This window comes from Paraburkholderia sp. J76, from assembly GCF_905220295.1.
Taxonomy (GTDB): Bacteria; Pseudomonadota; Gammaproteobacteria; order Burkholderiales; family Burkholderiaceae; genus Paraburkholderia.
Window position 1 is genome coordinate 121,814 of sequence record NZ_CAJMZJ010000008.1, and the last position, 21,335, is coordinate 143,148.

Consider the following 21,335-nt stretch of genomic DNA (forward strand, 5'->3'; position numbering starts at 1 on the left):
CTGATCGCCCTCGCTTTTATTGAGCGTCCATCTTGTGGTTCTTCCTGTGCGTCATCGTGCGGCCCGTCATGCGCCGCCCGTCACGCGCAGCACTTCTTCGAGCGACGTGCTGCCCGCGTCGATCCAGCGCTCGCCGTCTTCGCGCAGCGTGCGCATTCCTTGCGCGCGGCCGGCCTCGAAGATCTCCGCATCGGCGGCATTGCGGTGGATGAGCGCGCGAATCGGCTCGTCGATGAGCAGCAGTTCGTACACGCCGCGCCGCCCCGAGTAGCCCGAGTGGCCACAGCGATCGCACCCCACGGGGTGCCAGCGCTTTCTGCCGTCGTCTTCCACGCGTTCTTCCTTGCACACGGGGCAGAGCTGTCGCACGAGGCGCTGCGCGAGCACGCCGAGCAGCGACGACGCGAGCAGATACGGCTCGACGCCCATGTCGGTCAGACGCGTCACGGCCGAGGCGGCGTCGTTGGTGTGCAGCGTGGCGAGCACGAGGTGGCCCGTGAGCGAGGCCTGCACGGCGATCTGCGCGGTTTCGAGGTCGCGGATTTCGCCGATCATGATGATGTCCGGGTCCTGACGCAGGATCGAGCGCAACGCGCGCGCGAACGTCATGCCGATGCGCTCGTTCACCTGCGTCTGTCCGATGCCCGCGAGGTCGTACTCGATCGGGTCTTCCACGGTCATGATGTTGGTCGTGGCCGTTTCCAGACGTGACATCGACGCATAAAGCGTGGTCGTCTTGCCCGAGCCCGTGGGGCCCGTCACGAGCACGATGCCGTGCGGCTTCGCGATGAGCTGGTCGAACTTGCCGAGCGTGTCGCCGGCCATGCCCAGTGCTTCGAGATTCAGGCGCTGCGCGTCTTTTTCCAGCAGACGCAGCACCGCGCGCTCGCCGTGGCCCGTGGGCAGCGTGGAGACGCGCACGTCCACCGGACGCCCGCCCACGCGCAGCGTGATGCGGCCGTCCTGCGGCAGGCGTTTCTCGGCAATGTCGAGCTGCGCCATGATCTTGATACGCGAGATGAGCGCGCCGTGCAGCGCCTTCTTCGGGCGCACGACGTCGCGCAGCGTGCCGTCCACGCGAAAGCGCACCACGGACGCATTCTCGAACGGCTCGATGTGAATGTCCGATGCCTGTTCGCGCGCGGCTTGCGTGAGCAGCGCGTTGATCATGCGGATGATCGGCGCGTCGTCTTCGGATTCCAGCAGGTCTTCCACTTCGGGAATGTCCTGCATGAGGCGCGACAGATCGACTTCGCCTTCCACTTCGCCCACCACCTGCGCGGCGCTGCCGTCCTGGCGCGCGTAGGCCGTGTTGATCGCCTGCGCGAGTTCGTCCGCGGGGACGCGCACGAGCGCGAACGCGCCGAAATTGCGCGCGACTTCGGCGATGGCCGCTTGCGACGTGCGCTCGCTGATCCACACCTCCAGCCCCTCGGCGCGCTGCTGGGCGACGAGAATCTGGCCGCTGCGCGCAAAGCCGTACGGCACGAGGCGAGCGGCGAGCGGCGAGGGCGGCTCGCGGTCCGCGCCGCCGACTGCCGCGCTCGCGTGAGGCGTGCTCACGGCTGCACCCGCGTCGTGGCCGGCGCCGCCCCTTGCACCGGCGTGGTTTCCACCGGGGCGGTTTGCACGGGCGCGGTTTGCACCGGTTCCGCGGGCTGCATCTGCACGGCGTTCGACGGATAGACCGTTGCCGCAGGCGCCGCGGGCTGCACGCCCACCGCCTGTTGACGGCGCATCTGGTCGAGATCGAACAGGTTCAATGCCGAACCGCCCTGACTCGGGCCGAGCGGCATCGGCGGCACGACCGGATCGTCCCGGTCCTTGATCAGGTTGTTGTCGGACTTGTACGCGCCCGTCACGCCCTGGATGTAGTCGTAGCGATTCGATGTCACCGCTTGCGCCGTATCGCGGTCGCTGATGATCACCGGACGCAGGAACACCATCAGGTTCGTCTTCTCGCGCGTCTTGTTTTCGGAGCGGAACAACTGGCCGATCCACGGAATGTCGCCGAGCAGCGGCACCTTGCTGTTCGCGACCTGATAGTTGTCCTGCATCAGGCCGCCGAGCACGATGATTTCGCCGTTGTCGGCCAGCACGGTGGACTGGATCGATCGCTTGGTGAACTCGGGACCCGCCGGATTGGTCGTCGCGTTGGTCGTGCCCGTCACGATCGCCGAGTCTTCCGTGTATAGCTGCAGCTTGAGAATGCCGCCGTCGGTGATCTGCGGCTTGATGTGCAGCGTCAGGCCGACGTCCACGCGGTCGTACGTGTTGAACGCCGTGCTCGCCGTGCCGCTCGTGAGGTTGGAATACGAACCCGTCTGGATCGGCACGTTCGTACCCACGACGATCTTCGCTTCCTGGTTGTCGAGCGTGATGAGGTTAGGCGTGGACAGCACGTTGGCGTCGGCCGTCTGCGAGAGCGCCTGCAGCAATGCGCCCAGCCCCTGCACGCCGAAGATGTTCTTGATCCAGCCGACATTCAGGCCCTGCTGGAGACCGGAACCGAGCGCGGTGGCGAGGCCGCCGGTACTCGCCGCCGCCGCCGCGGCAGCCGTCACGTTGACGATGCTGTTGCCGCTGCCCGTGGCCAGATTGGTGTTCGCGTACACATTGCCGCTCGCCACCTGCCACTGGATGCCGAGGTTGGCGTTCGTGGTCGAGTTCAGTTCGACGATCAGCGCTTCGATGTAGACCTGCGCGCGCCGCGCGTCGAGCTGGTTGATCACGGCGCGCAGGTTGCGGTACACCGCGTCAGGCGCCGTGATGATCAGCGAGTTGGTGGCCGGGTCCGCCTGGATCATGCCGCCGGGCTGGTTGTCGTCGCCCTTGTCCTTGTCGCCGCCGAGGAACGGCGCTTCGTTGTTGCCCCCGCCGCTGCTGCCGTATCCGCCGCCGCCGCCGAGCGAGCTGCCCGACGAGCTTGCGCCGCCGAGCGAATTCGACGGCAGCGGCGGCGTGCCGGAGGTGCCCGTGGACATGTTGCCGCCACCGCCGCCGCCGCTGTTGCCGCTCTGGTTGAAGCCGTTCGCATTGCCCGACGACGTATCGTTGCCGCCCTTGCCGAGCATGCCGCGCAGCGTCTTGGCGAGTTGCGTGGCGTCGGCGTTGCGCAGCGGGACGACGTGAATGTTGCCCGGCATGCTGGTCGGCGCGTCGAGCTGCTTCGAGAGCTGGACCGCGGAGGCGAGGCGTTGCGCGTTCGAGGCGCGCAGCATCAGCGAGTTGGTGCGCGGGTCGGCGATAACCGAAACCTTCAGCGACGGGTCGGAGGCGCCGATCGCGCCCGGGTCGAGCATCTTCGCGATTTGCGGCGCGATGTCGAGCGCATTGGCGTTGTGCAGCGGCACGACCTGCACCTGCTGACCGGCGGCCGAGTCCACGCCCGCGATGATCGAGGCGATGCGGCGCACGTTGTCCGCATAGTCGGTCACGATGAGCGTGTTGTTGGCCGGATAAGCGGCAATGGTGTTGTTCGGCGAGATGAGCGGGCGCAATACCGGCAGCAGGTTGTTCGCCGATTCGTGCCTGAGCGTAAACACCTGCGTCACTACCTGGTCGCCGCGCGCGACAGGCGCATTCCCCACATAGGTGGGCACGCCTTGGAGCTTGGCGTCGGCCTCCGGCACGACCTTGAGTACACCGTGATCCTGCACGAGCGCGAAGCCTTGCATGCGCAGCGCCGACTGCAGGGTCTTGAGCGCCTGGTCCTCGGGTACGGGGTTTTCGGAAACGAGATTGAGCTGCCCCTTTACACGGGGATCGACGATGATCGTTTTGCCGGTGGCGGCGCCGATTGCCCTCGCCACCTGGTCGATGTCGGCGTTGACGAAATTGAGCGTGACCTGCGCGTAGGCAAGTTGTGCCGTAATGAGTCCGCTCACGAGCAGCGCCGTGGCGACGCGACGCAAAGCCATACGATTTCTTCTCATGGATGTCTTATCGAAGCCGGCGGCAGACGCGCGCGGCTATTCGTCCTCGACGTACGGCTGTGGGGCCGACTCGCCTGTACTTTCCGACTGGTGCCGGCGCCCGCTCTCCTCAGCCCGGACGTCCGTCAGTCAACAAAAGATGGAACAGTAGCAGTTTTTCATGTCGAATTTGTCACAAAAAAGGCTCTCCGGGGAATTCTTCTAATCGCCGGGCCGCGCCAGCCGCCATTCCCAAGGTATTTGTAAGCATGCGGGCCGCGTCGCGCGCGGCTCCTGGGTCCAAGCGCAGCGCCTTGGCCGGGCGGGTAGCTTGACGCGTCATCGGTGACCGGTATCATACGAGCGGCCCGAAGGATGGCCAACGCACTTTTCCCCCGTCTTTATGTGGGAATTCCCGCATTGTTCGCCAGAAAACCGGCCAGGCGGCGAGAGATTGCGTCATTCTTCAAGCTACCCGTTCGTTGCTTCGATTGTCTTTTTGTCAGCTTCCGCGCGAATCGCCATGCAAAACCTCTGGTCCGCTACGCTTGCCGCCGCCGTGGTGCTCGTTACCGCGAGCGCCAGCACGCTCGCACGCGCGGACTGCTTCGACGAGGCGGCGCATTATCAAAAGGTCAATCCGCTGATCCTGCGCGCCATCGCCTGGCAGGAGTCGCACAACCGCCCCGACGCAGTACACAGGAATGCGAACGGTTCGACCGACTACGGCGTCATGCAGATCAATTCCGTGCATCTGCCCGTGCTCTCGCAGTACGGCATCTCGCAAAGCACGCTCATGGAGCCGTGCAAGAACGTCTATATCGCCGCGTGGCACCTGCGCCAGAAGATGAACAAGTACGGCAACACGTGGGCGGCCGTCGGTGCTTACCATTCCGAAACGCCCTCGCTGCGCGACCAGTATGCGCAGGATATCGCCGACATTCTGCGCAAGTGGCATCTCATGCAGTAGCGCTTTCGGGCGCGCGTTGACGGCGCGCGGCGTGCTCGCGCCCCCAGAGCGGGGCACGCGCGTCCTGCGCCGCCCGCGTGCATGGTGCAAAATGCTGGCTGGCGCCGCGCCCTGACGAAGATTTCGGTCCTTTCGCGCGGCGCGCCTCCCGACCCACTTTCTGCACCCCAACTGCGATGAACCAGCCGCCACTGCCCGTTACCGTGCTTTCGGGTTTTCTGGGCGCGGGCAAGACCACGCTGCTCAACCATATCCTGTCGAACCGCGCGGGCCTGCGCGTGGCCGTGATCGTCAACGACCTCGCCTCGGTCAACATCGACGCCGCGCTCGTGCGCGACGCCTCGGCGCTCTCGCGCGTGGAAGAGCGCATGGTCGAAATGTCGAACGGCTGCATTTGCTGCACGCTGCGCGACGATCTGCTCACCGAGATCCAGCATCTCGCCGACCCCGCGCGCGCCGGTCAGCGCTTCGACGCCATCGTGATCGAATCGACCGGCGTGGCCGAGCCCATGCCGATTGCCGAAACCTTCACGTTCGCGGGTGAAGACGGCGTCGCGCTCGACGCGTTCGCGCGCCTCGACACGATGGTCACGGTCGTAGACGCATTCAATTTCCTGCGCGACTACGCGAGCGCCGACCAACTCGCCGAGCGGGGCGTGGCGGCGAGCGAAGAGGACGACCGCGCGATCGTGGAGCTGCTCGTCGATCAGGTGGAGTTTTGCGACGTGCTCGTGCTCAACAAGGCCGACCTCGTGAGCGACGACGAACTCGCGCGCCTGCAGCACATTCTCGCGCGCATCAATCCGCGCGCCGTGCAGGTGGTGAGCCGCTTTGGCCAGGTGCCGCTCGAGGAAGTGATCAATACCGGGCGTTTCGATTTCGATGCGGCGTCGAGCGCGCCGGGCTGGCTCGCATCGCTGCACGAGCACGACCATTGCGACGACCCCGCGCATTGCCACGATCCGGCGCATACGCATCCCCACACGCATCCCGATACGCACGCGCCGCGCAAGGACGCCGACGAATATGGCATCAGCAACTTCGTTTATCGCGCGCGCCGGCCGTTTCACCCCGAGCGCTTCTGGGCGCTGCTCAACCAGGAGTGGAAGGGCGTGCTGCGCTCGAAGGGCTTCTTCTGGCTCGCCACGCGCAACGACGTGACAGGCACGCTCTCGCAGGCGGGCGGCGTGTGCCGTCACGGTCCGGCGGGCACGTGGTGGGCGGCGCTGCCGCGCGAGGAGTGGCCTCAGGACGCCGGGCTTGAAAAGGAAATCGCCGCCGACTGGCAAGGCGATCTCGACGACCCCAGCATCGGCGACCGTCGCCAGGAACTCGTGATGATCGGCGTGGATCTCGAGCGCGACGCATGGCGCGCGAGGCTCGACGCGTGTCTGCTGACCGATGCGGAGTATGCGGCGGGCCCCGAAGCCTGGCTGAGCTACGCCGACCCGTTCCCGTCCTGGGAACTCGAAGACGACGACCACGACCACGATCACGACGAAATCGTCCACCGTCCCAAGTAGGCGGAATGATGCACTGAAAGAGCAACGGCGCTGCAACCACGCAGCGCCGTTTGCTTTTGCGCCCGCGATGCGTACGAACCGCGCAGGCGAAAAAAAACCCGCCAGGGGCGGGTGTCAACTTAAAGCGGGAATGCCTTAGCGCTTGTTGACGGCGTCCTTGAACGCCTTGCCAGCCGTGAACTTGACGGTCTTGGCTGCGGGAATCTTGATGGTTTCGCCGGTCTTCGGGTTGCGGCCCGTGCGGGCTGCGCGCTTGCCCGAACCGAAGCTGCCGAAGCCGATCAACTGAACCGCGTCGCCCTTCGACACAGCCTTCTTGACCACTTCGAGGAGCGTGTCCAGCGTTTCGCCGGTTTGTGCCTTGCTAGCGCCCGTCTGTGCTGCGACGGCGTCGATCAGTTCCTGTTTATTCATTGAGAAGTTCCTTTCTGTGTTTAGGTTGACACGAACAGCGCGAACGCGCCGATTATACGGACGCGTGCCGCGCCGTCGAGCAGCGACGGACCCGGAGCACCCCGGCGTTTTTCGCGTTGCGGCGGCTAGCGTGTGCCTGATGCCGCAACGTCCGTGCTGCCGCTTCCCTGGGCGGCGCTTGCTATGATAGCGCAGCGCAAACCCAATAACGACAAGGGTTTCGAAGAATTCGCGGGGGACATGCGGGTTTTTTGGCGCTTGCCGATGTTTTTGGGCTTTCCACCCCCGCAAATCGCTCGACCTGCGACGTTTTTGCCACCGTACGCGTTGCGCCGCGCCAACGCAGCATGCGCGCAAACCCCGGCCCGGCAAGCGTTTGCGGCGATACGGCCAGGCTTCGCCGCACGCTTTTTCGAGCCTCGCTCCATGTCCGTTTCGTCCTCATCTCTGGCTTCGCGCTCCTCATGACCGCCACCCTGACACCCGCCACGCTCGCTTTTCGGGAAGACGGCACGCCGTTTTCCCCTGTCTACGGCGACGTTTATCACAGCACTGCAGGCGCATTCGCACAGGCGCATGCCGTCTTTCTGAAGGGCAACGCGTTGCCTCAGCGCTGGCAGAACCGCCGGATCTTCACCGTGGTCGAAACCGGCTTCGGCATGGGCGTGAATTTTCTCGCCACGTGGTCGGCATGGCGCGATGATCCGGCACGCTGCGAGCGCCTGCACTTCGTTTCGGTCGAAAAACATCCGTTCTCGCGCAAGGACCTGGAGCGCGTGCTCGACGCAATCGTTGCGCACGCACGCGAAGCACCGCTCGCGCGCGAACTCGTGGACGCGTGGCCGATGCTCGTGCCGGGCACGCATCGGCTCGAATTCGAGGGCGGACGCGTCACGCTCACGCTAGTTTTCGGCGATGCGCTCGAGGTATTTCCCAAAATGTGGATGCGCGCCGATGCGATCTACCTCGACGGCTTCGCGCCCGCGAAGAATCCCGATCTCTGGTCGCCGGCCATCTTCAAGGCGCTCGCGCGCATCGCAGGCGACGACGGCACGTTCGCCACCTGGAGCAGTTCCGGCGACGTAAAACGCGCGCTGGAGCAAAGCGGTTTCGAATACCGCAAGGTCGAAGGCTTCAACGGCAAATGGGCGATGCTGGTCGGACGCTTCGCGCCGCGCTGGCGCGTGCGCCGCTACGAACCGCCGCTGCCGCTTGCGCTACGCGAGCGGCACGCCGTCGTCGTGGGAGCGGGACTCGCCGGCTGCGCGCTGGTCGAGCGCCTCGCCGCGCGTGGCTGGCGCGTGACGCTCATCGAACAAAACGCCGCGCCGGCGCTCGAGGCATCGGGCAATCCGGCCGGTGTGTTTCATCCGCTGATTTCGCGCGACGACAGCAGCGCGTCGCGCATCACGCGCGCGGGGTTTCTCTACGCGCTGCGACGCTGGGCCGCGCTCGAAGCCGCGGGCCACGCGCCAAGGCGCTCGCACGCGGGCTTGCTCCATCTCGCCACCGACGACGAATCGCGCGCCGTGGCCGCCGCTCTCGAATCGTTCGGCTATCCCGAAGAATTCGCGAGCGCCGTCACGCGCGAGCAGGCCCAGGCGCTGGCCGGCGTCGCGCTCAATCAGGGTGGTTGGTTCTATCCGCAGGGCGGCGCGATCGACCCCGCATCGCTGTGCCGCGCGCAATGCGCCTACGCCGCCGCGTTGCCTCAAGCGCAGGTCGAAATACGTTTCGGTGTCCGTATTGGTCGCATCGCGCGCGCGGGTTCTCAGGAATCCGACGGCGAATGGCAGGTGTTCGACGATGCCGGTCAGCTCGTCGCCCAGGCGGGGGCGGTGATCTTCGCCAACGCCCAGGACGCCTCGCGCGCCGCCGCGCTCGCGCATGCGCCCACGCGCATCGTGCGCGGCCAGCTCACGCTCGTCGAGCCCAGCCCGCTCGCCAACCTGCGCGTGCCCGTGATCGGCGAAGGCTACGCGGTGCCGCTCGACGGCGGCGTGACACTCGCGGGCGCCACCTACGAAGTCGACGACGCCGACGACGCGCTGCGCGCCGCCGGCCACACCGAGAATATCGAACGCGTCGCCCGCATGCTGCCCGAGCTTGCGGCGGCGCAAGGCGAGCGCGACTTCGGGGGCCGCGTGGCGTTTCGCTGCGTCACCAGCGACCGCATGCCGATGCTCGGCCCGCTCGCCGACGAAGCCGCCGCCCGCCGCGACGCCCAACGTCTGGCGGGCGCGTGGCCGCTCGATCTGCCACGCGCGAGCGGCCTCTATGGCGCGTATGCGTTCGGCTCGCGCGGGCTCGTATGGGCGGGGCTCGGCGCGGAACTGATCGCGTCGCAACTCGAAGGCGAGCCGTGGCCGCTGGAGCGCGAACTCACGGACCAACTCGATCCGGCGCGCTTCCTGCAGCGCGCCTTGCGCCAACGCAGTCTTTGAGCGCGGCGCGCGCAAACGTGCCGGCCAGGTTATCCACGCGAATCTGTGGATAACCGCGCGGATTGCCGGCGAATCGAGTGTGGAACCGATGTGGACGTAAACGGGGTAACTCTGCCTGCACTGTTTTAGTCCCGAAAGTTGTTCTCCGAAGCTCTCGCGGACCGCACACACTTTGCGCCCGGTTGTGCGAGCGCCAAGTCGCGGATTCCTATCGGTAAACCAAGGTTATCCACAGGAAACGCAGGCCCTTGTTAACTTCTACTACGTATACATACGGTAAACCGTAAACCCGAAGCCAAGGCCACCGCTGCCGGCAAGCACGGGCAGATCGGGTCTCGAAAACCCCCTGATGAATGCGTCCTGCGCATGCGGTCATTTTTTCCGCATGCGTCGCCAAAATCGCGTAATGAGGACGCTATTACCGCCTTTGTGCAGGCTTTCGAAGAGGCGGGACAATTGCAAAAAAGCTATGGCACAATCGCCGTTCTTTCCGCGTCCAAGCCGCGTCAGACGGCCGGCGCATCCAAGGAACGGTTGTCCCTCATCCCGAATCTGAATGCTCAGGGGAGAGGGCGGCGTTCATTCATCCAACGCGGGCGCAGCCACACCATACGCAAGGCGCCCGTACCGGCTATTCGCCGTCTCGTCAGATCGTTGCTCCAGCCGGGTTGCGGCAGTGGCGCGCCGCGCCGCGCGCAAAGCATGCAGGCGCCAAACGGGACGTAGAGGCGGAAACAGGGGCGCCTTCTGGCTCGCGCGGCACGCGGCTTGCCTGAGAGCCAGCCGTATTGTCGATCTGACGCCGGATAGCCGGAATCGATCCCCCGCAAGATGTCGGTGCCAAGGAGAAGCCACCACGATGAAGTCGGCGTTTTCGTTTTTTCCCGCCTGGCCATTACCGCTCGACGGTATTTTCTGGGCCGGGCTCGCGCTGCTCGCCGCCGGTTTGTGCGGCGAGCTTTGTTATCGGGCGTGGCGCTTGCCGCGGATCTCGGGCTATGGGGTAATCGGGCTCATTGCCGGATCGGCCGGATTCGGCGTGATCGACGCCAATGTCGGCACGTCCGCGCGGCCGCTGCTCGACGTCGCGCTCGGCCTGCTGCTGTTCGAACTGGGCAGCCGGCTCGATTTGCGCTGGATCCGGCGCAATCCCTGGCTCATCCTTTCGAGCCTCGCCGAAGCCTCGCTCACCTTTGTGCTCGTGCTCGCAGTGCTGCTATTCCTCTCGGTGCCGACGATGATCGCGCTCGTCGTGTCGGCGATCGCCATGGCCACGTCGCCCGCCATGGTGATCCAGCTCAAGACCGAGTTGCGCGCGGAAGGCCAGGTCACGCAGCGCCTGCTCACGCTCACGGCGTTGAACAGCATGTACGCGGTGATCGTGGAAAAGCTCGCCTCGACCTGGCTGCATCAGGAAATGTACGGCAACGTGTTCGCGACCATCTTGCAGCCGCTTTATCTGCTGATCGGCTCGCTGATTCTCGCGTACGTGCTCGCCCGTGCGTGCACGCTCTTTTACCGTCGTCTGAGCCCGCAGGACGAGCACTCGTTCGTCGCGCTCTTCGGCCTTGTGCTGCTGGCGATCGCCATTGCGCACCTGCTCAAGCTTTCGACGATCCTGAGCCTGCTTGCCGCCGGCATCATCGTGAAGAATCTGGAGCCGCGCCCGCAGCTATGGCCGCAGCATTTCGGCACGGCCGGCTGGCTGCTGACGGTGATTCTGTTCGTGCTCACGCTCACCACGTTCGAGTGGCACGACATTCTCGTAGGCGGCGCAGCCGCGGCGGGGCTGATCGTCGCGCGCCTCGTGGCCAAACTCGTCGGTGTCCTGATGTTCGCCAAACCGAGCGGGCTGCACTGGAAGCAGGGTATCGCGCTCGGCATCGCCTTGACGCCGATGTCGGCGCTCGCGTTGCTGCTCGTCGAGGACACCTACGAGCTGTACCCGACGTTCGATCCGCGCCTGAGAGCGATCATTCTTTGCTCGATCGTCGTGCTGCAGCTTCTCGGACCGTGGTTGGTCTATCGCGCGCTTGCGCTCGTTGGCGAGCGCGACGAGAAATGAATTTCGCGTCGCGCGCGGCGTGCGGTTCGCGCGCGACGCCCTGATAGGAAACGCCATGTCACTCGAAACATTTGTCAATTCGAAGCCGTTCACGTTCGGCATCGAACTCGAAATGCAGATCGTCAACACGCATGACTACGATCTGACCAAGGCGGGCAGCGACCTGATGCGCCTTGTCAAAGATCAGGAGATTCCGGGCAACATCACGCCCGAAATCACCGAAAGCATGATCGAACTCTCCACCGGCATCTGCACGAATCACGAGCAGGCCGTGACCGATCTGCGCAAGATTCGCGACGTGCTGGTCGCCGCGGCCGATCGTCTCAACGTCGGCCTGTGCGGCGGCGGCACGCACGCGTTCCAGCAATGGAGCGACCGGCGCATCGTCGATACGCCGCGCTTCCAGTATCTTTCCGAGCTGTACGGTTACCTTGCGAAGCAATTCACGGTATTCGGCCAGCACGTGCATATCGGCTGCCCGGACGCGGACAGCGCGCTCTTTCTGCTGCACTCCCTTTCGCGCTTCATCCCGCATTTCATCGCGCTCTCGGCGTCATCGCCCTATGTGCAGGGCGTGGACACCGGATTTCATTCGGCACGACTGAATTCCGTGTTCGCGTTTCCGTTGTCTGGCCGCGCGCCGTTCGTGCTGAGCTGGGAAGAATTCAAGGAGTACTTCTCGAAGATGGTGCACACGGGCGTTGTCAACAGCATGAAAGACTTCTACTGGGACATCCGCCCGAAGCCCGGCTTCGGCACGATCGAGGTACGCGTGATGGACACGCCGCTTTCGGTGGAGCGCGCCGCTGCTATCGCCTGCTACATCCAGACGCTCGCGCGCCATCTGCTGACCGATCGACCGATCGCGCCGCTCGAGGACGACTACCTCGTGTACACGTTCAACCGCTTCCAGGCGTGCCGCTTCGGTCTGGCCGGCACCTGCGTGAACCCGCAAACGGGCGAGCGACGCACGATTTCCGAAGACATTCTCGAAACGCTGGACCGGATCGCGCCGCACGGCGAAGCGCTCGGTTCGACGCGCGCGCTCACCGAAATCGGCACGATCGCGCGCGCGCAGAACAACGACGCCACCTGGTTGCGCAGCGTGGTGGCCGAGGAAAAATCGCTGCACGAAGCCGTGCGGCAACAGTGCCTGCGCTGGCGCGCCTGACGGAAATCAAACGAGGAGCCGGCCGACACAAAGGACCCCTGACCGATTTTTTCCGGGTGGAGAAGCGCCCGGCCTCGGCAAAACAGGACGTAAGGGCAGCTTTCGGGCTGCCCTTTTTGTTTTCCGGAGGCAGCAAAGCGGGCGGGTAGCACCGCAAAAGCGCGCCAGAAACAGGCTGGAAGCGGGCCGGGAGCGGGCCGAAAGCGGGCCGCGTTGGTTCGGCGCACCACTTTTTTCGAGGCAGACGAAATTTTTTTTGCCGGCGCAAAACTACCTGGGGGTTCTTATTTTTTTGACCTGGGTCCCGACATGGGCCATATTCATGCACATATGGCCGCGCCCGCTGTGCGTAACCTTCGATTTCCCTGCAAACTCAACGGACTACGTAATGATTGGTTAGCTACAATCGTGCAGATTCCAGTTGCGTTCAAGACGGAAATCCGCGATAACCTGCAGGGGCCACGGGGCGAAGGCGGCGAGGGGTCCGCAAATTGTTCACAGTGAGATAGCGTGCTTATCAACGGGTTATCCACAATTCACGCTGGATAAGTTAGCTGTGCGATTTGCCGCTCTCGCATAGAATGTCGGTTTGTTGCACCGGCGTCGGGTCTTGAAGGATGTTTTCGGCGCCTGCGGCAATAAAAATGAAGATGCAACGCATACCATGGCGTACGCGAAGCAGAAATTTTTAGATGGTGCGGCGTTCGGGACAACCGGGCGCCAGCGTTCCCACAGGCCGTCGGTCAAAGCGGCGGCTGACGATGCAGCGCAAGCTGCCAATAACCAGCGAAAGACTATGAGCGAAGGCGTATACGGAGAGCAGGCAGCCGGGCGGGTGACCCATAGCCTGCTGCGACTTAGCACGGCTATGCGGAGCCAGGCGTGGGACTGGGCCGAAGGGGCAGGACTCACGCCTACCCAGGGCGAAATTCTCGTGCTGCTGATGCAGCGCAAGGGGCCGATGCGTCTCGGCGAGATCGCGCGTGAAACGGCCCTCACGGCCGCAACCACCAGCGACGCGGTGAGCACGCTCGAAACCAAGGGGCTCGTCGAAAAGCGCCGCGCGCTCGACGACGGCCGCGCACTCGCGGTGCGTCTTAGTTCGCGCGGCCGTACGGCAGCGAAGAAGGCGTCGCAGTGGCCCGACTTCCTTTCGAAGGCGGTCGGCACGCTGAAGGCGGACGAGCAGTCCACGCTTTATCGCACGCTGCTCAAGACGGTTTATCTGCTCGAATCGCAGGAAACCAGCCCGCAACACCGCATGTGCCTGACGTGCTCGCATTTCGAGCCGAGCAAGAACCCGAAGAAGACGCCGCATCACTGCCAGTTGTTGAACATCGACATGGCTGACACGGATCTGCGTCTCGACTGCTCGGTCTACGCACAGGCCGACGTGACGACCCAGAAGAAAAACTGGAAGATCTTCGCGGTTTAAGGCTGAAGCTGCGCGCCGCTCCAACGCGGGCGGCGCGCGCCGACAACTGCGCGCCATGCGTGTAATGCGCAGTAATGCAAAGCATTGCGATGTCGATTGCGTGCAGGCGCGGCGTACGTTAGACGTGTGCGCGGCAATTTGTGTAGTTCTCGCAAGTATTTGCCAGACTCATTCGCCGCCGCATTTGTCACACTCATTTGCCTCACTATTTGCCACAAGTTTCTGTCACGACCGGTAGGCGCAAACGTTCGCCCGCGCCGTACTAACAACGGTAACGTGCACGCCGTCCACAGCCGACCCGGGAACTAGCCGATGAATCGCGAAGTATTGGCTGTGCGCCATGTCTATTTCGAGGACCTCGGCAGCTTCGAGCGCGTGCTCGGCGACCGTGGCCGCCCCGTGCGCTACGTCGATGTCGGCTTCGCGCGGGTCGGTGCGCTCAATCCGTTGTCGGCGTCGCTCATGGTCGTGCTCGGCGGCCCGATCAACGCGTGCGACGACGCACGCTATCCCACTCTCGTTCCGCTCGCCGCGATGATAGAAAAGCGCATCGCAGCGGGTCTGCCCACGCTCGGTATTTGCCTCGGCGCGCAGCTCATCGCGCGCGTGCTCGGTGCGCGCGTCTATGCGGGACCCCAGCCCGAAATCGGCTGGACGCCGCTCACGCTCACCGACGCGGGCCGAGCCTCGCCGCTGCAACACATCGACGGCGCGGCAACCTCCATGCTGCATTGGCATGGCGATACCTTTGATCTGCCGCAGGGCGCGACGCGTCTCGCATCCACGCCCCTGTGCGCTAACCAGGCGTTTTCGTGGGGCGAGCACGTGCTCGGCCTGCAATGTCATCCGGAAGTGCGCGCCGACCGCTTCGAGCCCTGGCTGATCGGTCATGCCGCCGAAATCGCCACTGCGGGCGTGGACGTGAACGCGCTGCGCGCCGACACGGCGCGCCACGGACCGACGCTCGAAGCGCAAGCGAGCCGCATGTTCGGCGAATGGCTCGACGTAGTCGATGCGTTGATGGCCGCGCGCCAGCCCTGAAGCGCGGCTGCTACGGCGCGCGTGTCAGCGTGCTGTTCCCGCTCCAGCGCGTGAAAAAAGCGCGTGCTATTCTCGGACGCTTCTGCCAACCGTCCGTGGACTTCCCATGAGCAAGCTCTTCACTCCGCTCGAACTGCGTGGCGTGACGCTCGCCAATCGCATCGTCGTTTCCCCGATGTGCCAGTACTCTGCCGAGCGCGGCGAAGCCACCGACTGGCACATGATCCACCTCGGCCACCTGGCGCTTTCGGGCGCGGCGATGCTGTGCATCGAAGCGACGGCCGTCGAACCCGACGGCCGCATCACGCCGGGCGATCTCGGCCTGTGGGACGACGCGACCGAAGCGGCGCTCGAACCGGTGCTCGCTGCGATCCGCCGTCATTCGCCGATCCGCGTCGCCATGCAGATTTCGCACGCGGGGCGCAAGGCGTCGAGCCATGTGCCCTGGGAAGGCGGCCAACTGATTTCGGTCGCCGACGGCGGATGGCTGCCGCACGCGCCTTCGGCGCTCGCGCACAAGGAGGGCGAGGCGTCGCCGCTCGCGCTCGACGTCGCGGGTCTGAATCGCGTGCGCGATGCGTTCGTCGCGACCGCGCGGCGCGCCGCGCGTCTTGGCATCGACGCCCTCGAAATACACGCGGCGCACGGCTATTTGCTGCACCAGTTTCTCTCGCCGATCGCGAACCAGCGCAGCGACGAGTATGGCGGCTCGCGCGAGAACCGCATGCGGTTTCCGCTAGAAGTGTTCGATGCCGTGCGCGCCGAGTTTCCCGCCGATCGCCCGATTGGCGTACGCGTTTCGGCAACGGATTGGGTCGAAGGAGGCTGGACGCCCGAAGACACGGTCGTCTTCGCGCAGGCGCTCAAGGCACGCGGCGCGGACTGGATCGACGTATCTTCGGGCGGCGTGTCGCCGCTGCAAAAGATTCCGCTCGAGCCCGGCTATCAAGTGCCGTTCGCGCGCAAGGTGAAGGCCGAAACCGGCATGACGACGATTGCGGTGGGACTCATCACCGACGCCTTGCAGGCCAACCAGATCGTCGAGGACGGCGAAGCCGACATGATCGCGATGGCGCGCGCCATGCTCTACGATCCGCGCTGGCCGTGGCACGCCGCGGCGCAACTCGGCGCGAGCGTGAGCGCGCCGCCGCAATACTGGCGCTCGCAGCCGCGCGAGTTGAAGAAGCTGTTCGGCGAGACGACGCTCGGCCAGCGCTGACGCGTTGCGCACGGCGCTTTCTCACGGCGCATTTGGGTTGAAGGAAAGAGGCGCGAGCGTGTACGATGCCGTCTGTGGCGCGCCGGGCGTCGCATGAGCGCGGCGCCCCATCGGCGCCGCGTTTGCGTACGGACCGCGACGAGCATCCCCCAGTACTTCAAAGGATTCATTCAATGAGTGAACGCAGGATCGTCGTGCGCCAGTCGGGCGTGCACGGCAAGGGCGTGTTTGCGGCGGTCCCCATTGCGACCGGCGAGCGACTGATCGAATACAAGGGCGAGCGCATTTCCTGGAAGGAAGCGCTGCGGCGTCATCCGCATAATCCCGACGAACCGAATCACACGTTTTACTTCGCGCTCGACGACGGCGACGTGATCGACGGCAAGGTCAAAGGCAACAGCGCGCGCTGGATCAATCACTCGTGCGCGCCGAACTGCGAAGCCGAGGAAATCGAAGGACACGTCTACATTCACGCGCTGCGCGATATCGCCACGGGCGAGGAGCTTTTCTACGACTACGGCCTCGTGATCGACGCGAAGCAGACCAAGAAGCTCAAGCGCGAATACGAATGCCGTTGCGGCGCCCGCAAGTGCCGCGGCACGATGCTCGCGCCGCCCGACGATGGCAAGCCCGCGAAGGGCGCAAAAGCGGCGAAGGGCAAGGGCAAAAAGAAGAAGTAAGCAACACGCCTCGCACAAGCACAAGGGCCGCATGATGAGCGGCCCTTGTCGTTTTCGTGTCGTATGCAGCGTCAGAGATCGATGCTCGCCTGATGGCTGGGTTTCTTCTCGCGCGCCGCTTCGTCGGACTCGATCGCCACGACCGGGTTGGTTTCGGCGGCGCTGCCTTCCTTGCTGTCGCGCTTGTCATTGGCGTCCTCGCGCACGGGCGCGCGCAGGTTCGCGAGCGGCACGCGCACGATGAAGCGCGCACCGCCTTCCGGCGCATCTTCGTAATGCACGCTGCCACGATGCAGCGCCATGATGTCGTGAACGATCGCGAGGCCAAGGCCGGCGCCGCTGTCCACGCCGTTCTCGCTCTGGGCGTCGCCGCGGAAGAAGCGCTTGAAGAGATCGGCTTGCTGTGAGGCGGGCACGCCGCTGCCGTTGTCCTCAACGACGATCTCGGCCATCTGCATGCCGTCAGCGCAGGACTGCGAAACAGTCACCGTGATCCGGCCGCCTTCGAGCCGCGCGTGCGGCAAATACTTGAGCGCATTGTCGAGCAGGTTCGCGATGACCTCGTGCAGCAGCACGGGGTTGCCGCGCACCATCAACGGCGTGTCGTTTTCGGGGTCGTCGAGGCGCTGGAAACCAAGGTCCACATGATTGGCCAGCGCACGCGGCACCCACTCGGCGCCCGTTTCGAAGGCGAGCGCGGCCATGTCGATATCGACGAAACGCGCGGCCTGTTCACCCGGCTCCGCACGCGCGAGCGAAAGCAACTGATTCGACAGACGCACTGCGCGATCGGCGGCCGCCCGCAACTCGCGCACGGCGTCGTTGACCTTTTGCGGCTCGCGCGCGTTCACGGCCTGCTCGGCGTGCAGCTTCACCGCGGTGAGCGGCGTGCGTAGCTGGTGCGCCGCGTCGGCGATGAACTTGCGCTGCGCGTCGAGCGCGGTCTTCAGGCGGCCGAGCAGCGCGTTGAGCGCGCCAGTCAGCGGACGGATCTCTACAGGCACGTAGGTCTCGTCCACGGGTTCGAGCGACGTGTGCGTCTGGCGATTGAGCGAGTCGGCGAGCGCGGTGAGCGGATTGAGCTGCTGGTTGACGACGCGCCACACGATGACCCAGCCGGCGAGCAGCAGGAGCAGCAACGGCATCATGATCGCGACAAGAAATTCGGCCGCGATGCGAAAGCGATGATGCACAGGTTGACCGACTTCCACGACGATCGGATTGCCGTGCGTCTGCGGCACGCGCACCTGGGCGACGCGCACGGTTACGCCCTTGTAGATCGTCTCGAACACGTACGCGTAGTGCATGCGGCGCACGTTGGTGCCCTGTAGAGGCAGGTCGTGGTCGCCCGCGATTTCCGTTTCGCCGTTGCTGATGCGATAGATGAGGTGCTCGACGGGGTCGGAGAACATCGCCTGCGCGAGCGGCGGGACGGTATTGGCGGCATCGTCGCCGGCGATCTGGATTTGCCGGGAAATGGCGGTGGCGAGGTCGGCGAGCGAGCGGTCGACCACGTGCTGCGTGTACTGCCAGGCGAGCCAATAGGCAATCAGGCCGCTCATCAGCGCGAGCAGCGAAAGCGGGGCGGCGAGGCGCCGTAGCAGCGTGCGCCGCAGACTCGTTGCGGCCGGTGAGGACATGATGGCTTCGGGGCGAATGAGGGATCGTGGGTGCGGCGGCATGCGCGGCACGGGACCGATCCATTGTACGCGGGCCGCGGGCGTGGCGGCTGAAGCGCCGGTGAGGCCCCGAAAGCGGGTACGGAAAACGGGCGCCAAAGCGCTGACGGCGGCGGAATGATCCGCCGCCGCTGGCTTTCAAGAAATGGGGCGGATCAGGCCGCCTGGCGGATTTCCTGCAGCAGATAGCCGAAGCCGCGCACCGTGACGATCTCGACGCGGCAGTTTTCGAGCTTTTTGCGCACGCGGTGCACGTAGACTTCGATCGCGGTGTCGCCGAGGTCGCCGCCGAAATGCGTGAGGTGGTCCTGCAGTTGCGCCTTGCTCACCACGCGGCCATGACGCAGCAGCAGCATTTCGAGCACGGCGAATTCGCGCGGCGAGAGTTCGAGCGGCTTGTCGTCGTTGAAGATGCGGCGATCGACGCCCGACAGGCGCACGCCGCCCAGCGACACTTCGGGGCGCGGCACGTCGCCGTGCGGGCCGCTGCGGCGCATCACGGCGCGAATGCGCGCTTCGAGTTCGGCCGGTTCGAACGGCTTGAGCATGTAGTCGTCGGCGCCCGAATTCAGGCCCTGGACGCGATCGTTCAATTCGTCGCGCGCGGTGAGCACGATGACGGGCGTGTGCCGGTTGCTCTGACGAAAGCGCGAAAGCAGCGTCATGCCGTCGATGCCGGGCAGCCCGAGATCGAGAATCACCAGCTCATGGCGATTTTGCGTGAGAGCCTGTTCGGCGAAAATGCCGTCGTGGACCATGTCGACCGTGAAGCCGGCTTGTTCGAGGCTGGACTGGATGCCGCGTGCGATAGGGCGGTCGTCTTCGATCAGAAGGAGTCGCATGGGATTCGCTCAAGTACAATGGGTTTTAGCGTTCAGGCACGCAGTTCGCGAAGCGTCGCTTGCTGACATGACGGCACACTCCGACGGTTGCGCGATCACGATCCACATGTCCGATATTTCGATCACCGAACTCGAAGCCGCCATCAACTTCTGGCGCAACCGCTCGCCTTCGATTGGCGATGAACTCGCGTTGTGCCAGGAGGCGAGTGCGCTCTCCAAGCCTTATGCGCTGCTGATTGTACAGCGTCAGAACGCCATATCGCCGGAACGTTTGGACCCGATTGCCCGCGCTGCCTGGGAGTCTTACGTATCCATCAAGAATAGCCTTCAAAGCTGAAGGTTTGAAGGCCTGACAACCTGCATTATGCTTTCACGGCGCTGCGCTCCTACCGCTCCTAAGTTACTTACGCGCTAAGCGGTCCCGGAGCAATCGAGTCGATGAAACGCGCCAGTTCGATGTCGCGCGAGGTGAGGCCGTCGGCTTCGTGGGTGGAAAGCGTGATTTCCACGCGGTTGTACACGTTGAACCACTCCGGGTGATGGTTCATTTCCTGGGCCTTGATGGCCACGCGCGTCATGAAGCCGAATGCCTCATTGAAGTCGGCGAAGCGAAAGTGGCGCTGGATTGCGTCGCGGCCGGCGACGGCTTGCCAACCGCGCAGGTCGGCGAGTTGGGATGCGCGCTCTTCGGATGTGAGTCGGTTGATCATCGTTGCACCTGTGTGAGCTTGGGGCCTGGCGTGTGCCGTTAGCCGATCAGCCATTTTTTCACTTCTGGGACGCGTGTGCGAGCGCGCCGGTCAAGGAATGTGCGCGTGCTGCGGCGCAAAGCGCGATTGCGCCCCGCGTTGCGTTCATTTTGCGGCCGGTTGCGTCTATGTGCCACGCCGCCCGGCCCGGTCTACCCGACCGGGTCTACCCCGACCGGCTCTGGTTCAGACATCTCCGTCGTCGAGCCAGCCTTCGCGGGTGCCCCGCGTGATGATCGTGTCGCTGTGCAGCACGTCGCCCGCTGCGTGAGGCTGCGTTGCGACGATGGCCGCGGGGTCTGCGAGACGCGACGCAATGCCAGCGCCCAGCGCATCGAAAAGCTGTGCGAACGAATCGATCACGAAGTAGGTCTTCTGGAACGTGTCGATGCGATAGCGTGTACGCAGCACGCGGTCGAGGTCGAACGCCAGCCGGTTCGGCGCTGCGCTTTCCACGCTGTAGAGCGTTTCGCCCTTGCTCGACACGATGCCCGCGCCATAGATCTTCACGCCGTTGGGCGCGCTTGCGTCGCGCATCAAACCGAATTCCACCGTGTACCAGTAGAGCCGCGCGAGCAGCGGCAGCGCGTTCGCTTCGACCGCGAGCGCGGCGCGGCCATAGGCGTGGATCGCATCGGCGAAAGTGGGGTCGGTGAGGAGCGGCACATGGCCGAACAGGTCGTGGAAACAGTCGGGTTCCTGCAGATAGTCGAGCTGATCGGGGCGGCGCATCCACCAGGTGACCGGAAAGCGCCGGTTCGCAAGGTGTTCGAAGAAAATGCGATCGGGCACGAGGCCGGGCACGGCGACGATGCGCCATCCGGTTGCCGCCATCAGGCGCTCGCTCACCTGCGCGAAGGAGGGAACGTGGGAGACGTTCAGGCCGATGCGCGTGGCGCCTTCGAGGAACGCCTCGCAGGCGCGGCCTTCGAGCAGCGCGCGCTGGCGCTGGTAGAGCTGGTTCCATACGGCGTGATCGGCCACGCCGTAGCGCTCGAGCGGCTGGTCAATGGTGAAATCGGCGCGGGTGGTGAGACCCGCGTCGAACTGCTCCTGTAGTTTGGCGGTGGCGGCGGCCATGTTCGTAACGCTCCACTAAAAAGGCTTGCTGTTACGCAAGTGTAGAGCGTTCGACACGCGGCATGCGCGCGTACTAAACGAGATTCGCGTTCAATATGCAATAATCGAG

17 protein-coding genes are annotated in these 21,335 nt (G+C 64.7%); 10 read left to right on the forward strand and 7 right to left on the reverse strand.

Translation table 11 applies throughout. The features are described 5' to 3' along the window. Nucleotides 1-66: 66 nt before the first annotated feature. Together gspE and gspD are read right to left on the reverse strand one after the other, a co-directional pair. Nucleotides 67-1,563, reverse strand: coding sequence for a type II secretion system ATPase GspE (gspE, locus tag U5768_RS17145; RefSeq protein WP_322031591.1), 1,497 nt, complete (start codon nt 1,561-1,563; stop codon nt 67-69). After that, nucleotides 1,560-3,920 carry a type II secretion system secretin GspD gene (gene gspD / locus U5768_RS17150; protein ID WP_322031592.1) on the reverse strand — a complete coding sequence of 787 codons (2,361 nt, stop codon included), beginning with the start codon at nt 3,918-3,920 and terminating at the stop codon, nt 1,560-1,562. The genes gspE and gspD overlap by 4 nt, the downstream gene beginning before the upstream one ends. 517 nt (nt 3,921-4,437) lie before the next feature. On the opposite strand from gspD, the gene U5768_RS17155 reads away from it, so the two are divergent. Together U5768_RS17155 and U5768_RS17160 are read left to right on the forward strand one after the other, a co-directional pair. After that, entirely contained in the window at nt 4,438-4,884 is a 447-nt protein-coding gene (locus U5768_RS17155; protein WP_322031593.1) for a lytic transglycosylase domain-containing protein, read from the forward strand. Nucleotides 4,885-5,060: 176 nt separating this feature from the next. Then, entirely contained in the window at nt 5,061-6,407 is a 1,347-nt protein-coding gene (locus U5768_RS17160) for a GTP-binding protein (protein ID WP_322031594.1), read from the forward strand. A gap of 135 nt (nt 6,408-6,542) precedes the next feature. Here the strand turns inward: U5768_RS17160 and U5768_RS17165 are convergent, their stop codons facing one another. Next, the gene (locus tag U5768_RS17165) at nt 6,543-6,821 is read right to left on the reverse strand and encodes an HU family DNA-binding protein (RefSeq protein WP_027815965.1); all 279 of its coding nucleotides are present in this window, start codon (nt 6,819-6,821) and stop codon (nt 6,543-6,545) included. Between the two features lie 464 nt (nt 6,822-7,285). On the opposite strand from U5768_RS17165, the gene mnmC reads away from it, so the two are divergent. The 7 genes from mnmC to U5768_RS17200 all read left to right on the forward strand — a co-directional run bounded on the left by mnmC (nt 7,286) and on the right by U5768_RS17200 (nt 16,876). Next, nucleotides 7,286-9,265 (forward strand): bifunctional tRNA (5-methylaminomethyl-2-thiouridine)(34)-methyltransferase MnmD/FAD-dependent 5-carboxymethylaminomethyl-2-thiouridine(34) oxidoreductase MnmC, encoded by a 1,980-nt coding sequence (mnmC, locus tag U5768_RS17170; RefSeq protein ID WP_322031595.1) that lies wholly within the window; start codon nt 7,286-7,288, stop codon nt 9,263-9,265. 859 nt (nt 9,266-10,124) lie between these two features. Then, nucleotides 10,125-11,330 (forward strand): cation:proton antiporter, encoded by a 1,206-nt coding sequence (locus tag U5768_RS17175; RefSeq protein ID WP_322031596.1) that lies wholly within the window; start codon nt 10,125-10,127, stop codon nt 11,328-11,330. Between the two features lie 55 nt (nt 11,331-11,385). Continuing rightward, nucleotides 11,386-12,501, forward strand: coding sequence for a YbdK family carboxylate-amine ligase (locus U5768_RS17180; protein ID WP_322031597.1), 1,116 nt, complete (start codon nt 11,386-11,388; stop codon nt 12,499-12,501). A 796-nt stretch (nt 12,502-13,297) separates the two neighbouring features. Continuing rightward, a complete protein-coding gene (locus tag U5768_RS17185; RefSeq protein ID WP_322031598.1) occupies nt 13,298-13,936 on the forward strand; it encodes a MarR family winged helix-turn-helix transcriptional regulator in 639 nt (212 codons plus the stop codon). Between the two features lie 312 nt (nt 13,937-14,248). Then, entirely contained in the window at nt 14,249-14,977 is a 729-nt protein-coding gene (locus U5768_RS17190) for a glutamine amidotransferase (RefSeq protein ID WP_322031599.1), read from the forward strand. Nucleotides 14,978-15,083: 106 nt separating this feature from the next. Further along, complete coding sequence (locus tag U5768_RS17195; RefSeq protein ID WP_322031600.1) at nt 15,084-16,196, forward strand: NADH:flavin oxidoreductase/NADH oxidase; 1,113 nt, start codon at nt 15,084-15,086, stop codon at nt 16,194-16,196. A 173-nt stretch (nt 16,197-16,369) separates the two neighbouring features. After that, on the forward strand, nt 16,370-16,876 hold the full coding sequence (locus U5768_RS17200; protein WP_322031601.1) for an SET domain-containing protein: 507 nt from the start codon (nt 16,370-16,372) through the stop codon (nt 16,874-16,876). Nucleotides 16,877-16,947: 71 nt separating this feature from the next. On the opposite strand, the gene U5768_RS17205 is transcribed toward U5768_RS17200, so the two are convergent. Further along, entirely contained in the window at nt 16,948-18,516 is a 1,569-nt protein-coding gene (locus tag U5768_RS17205; protein WP_322031602.1) for a sensor histidine kinase, read from the reverse strand. Nucleotides 18,517-18,710: 194 nt separating this feature from the next. Further along, complete coding sequence (locus U5768_RS17210; protein ID WP_027815974.1) at nt 18,711-19,397, reverse strand: response regulator transcription factor; 687 nt, start codon at nt 19,395-19,397, stop codon at nt 18,711-18,713. A gap of 106 nt (nt 19,398-19,503) precedes the next feature. Between U5768_RS17210 and U5768_RS17215 the strand changes: the two genes are divergently transcribed. Next, entirely contained in the window at nt 19,504-19,734 is a 231-nt protein-coding gene (locus U5768_RS17215; protein WP_028203283.1) for a DUF3717 domain-containing protein, read from the forward strand. 67 nt (nt 19,735-19,801) lie between these two features. Here U5768_RS17215 and U5768_RS17220 read toward each other — a convergent pair whose 3' ends face one another. Both U5768_RS17220 and phhA read right to left on the reverse strand, forming a co-directional pair. Further along, nucleotides 19,802-20,161 carry a 4a-hydroxytetrahydrobiopterin dehydratase gene (locus U5768_RS17220; protein WP_322031603.1) on the reverse strand — a complete coding sequence of 120 codons (360 nt, stop codon included), beginning with the start codon at nt 20,159-20,161 and terminating at the stop codon, nt 19,802-19,804. 171 nt (nt 20,162-20,332) lie between these two features. After that, complete coding sequence (gene phhA, locus U5768_RS17225) at nt 20,333-21,226, reverse strand: phenylalanine 4-monooxygenase (protein ID WP_322031604.1); 894 nt, start codon at nt 21,224-21,226, stop codon at nt 20,333-20,335. Between the last annotated feature and the right edge of the window lie 109 nt (nt 21,227-21,335).

What these genes read in the sequence shown, in the direction of transcription:
- U5768_RS17175 (WP_322031596.1), top strand. Translation starts at nt 10,125, where the DNA reads ATGAAGTCGGCGTTTTCGTTTTTTCCCGCCTGGCCATTACCGCTCGAC.
- U5768_RS17160 (WP_322031594.1), top strand. Translation starts at nt 5,061, where the DNA reads ATGAACCAGCCGCCACTGCCCGTTACCGTGCTTTCGGGTTTTCTGGGC.
- mnmC (WP_322031595.1), top strand. Translation starts at nt 7,286, where the DNA reads ATGACCGCCACCCTGACACCCGCCACGCTCGCTTTTCGGGAAGACGGC.
- U5768_RS17205 (WP_322031602.1), bottom strand. Translation starts at nt 18,516, where the DNA reads ATGTCCTCACCGGCCGCAACGAGTCTGCGGCGCACGCTGCTACGGCGC.
- U5768_RS17165 (WP_027815965.1), bottom strand. Translation starts at nt 6,821, where the DNA reads ATGAATAAACAGGAACTGATCGACGCCGTCGCAGCACAGACGGGCGCT.
- U5768_RS17215 (WP_028203283.1), top strand. Translation starts at nt 19,504, where the DNA reads ATGTCCGATATTTCGATCACCGAACTCGAAGCCGCCATCAACTTCTGG.
- U5768_RS17185 (WP_322031598.1), top strand. Translation starts at nt 13,298, where the DNA reads ATGAGCGAAGGCGTATACGGAGAGCAGGCAGCCGGGCGGGTGACCCAT.
- U5768_RS17210 (WP_027815974.1), bottom strand. Translation starts at nt 19,397, where the DNA reads ATGCGACTCCTTCTGATCGAAGACGACCGCCCTATCGCACGCGGCATC.
- phhA (WP_322031604.1), bottom strand. Translation starts at nt 21,226, where the DNA reads ATGGCCGCCGCCACCGCCAAACTACAGGAGCAGTTCGACGCGGGTCTC.
- U5768_RS17195 (WP_322031600.1), top strand. Translation starts at nt 15,084, where the DNA reads ATGAGCAAGCTCTTCACTCCGCTCGAACTGCGTGGCGTGACGCTCGCC.
- U5768_RS17180 (WP_322031597.1), top strand. Translation starts at nt 11,386, where the DNA reads ATGTCACTCGAAACATTTGTCAATTCGAAGCCGTTCACGTTCGGCATC.
- gspD (WP_322031592.1), bottom strand. Translation starts at nt 3,920, where the DNA reads ATGGCTTTGCGTCGCGTCGCCACGGCGCTGCTCGTGAGCGGACTCATT.
- U5768_RS17200 (WP_322031601.1), top strand. Translation starts at nt 16,370, where the DNA reads ATGAGTGAACGCAGGATCGTCGTGCGCCAGTCGGGCGTGCACGGCAAG.
- U5768_RS17190 (WP_322031599.1), top strand. Translation starts at nt 14,249, where the DNA reads ATGAATCGCGAAGTATTGGCTGTGCGCCATGTCTATTTCGAGGACCTC.
- U5768_RS17155 (WP_322031593.1), top strand. Translation starts at nt 4,438, where the DNA reads ATGCAAAACCTCTGGTCCGCTACGCTTGCCGCCGCCGTGGTGCTCGTT.
- U5768_RS17220 (WP_322031603.1), bottom strand. Translation starts at nt 20,161, where the DNA reads ATGGCTGATCGGCTAACGGCACACGCCAGGCCCCAAGCTCACACAGGT.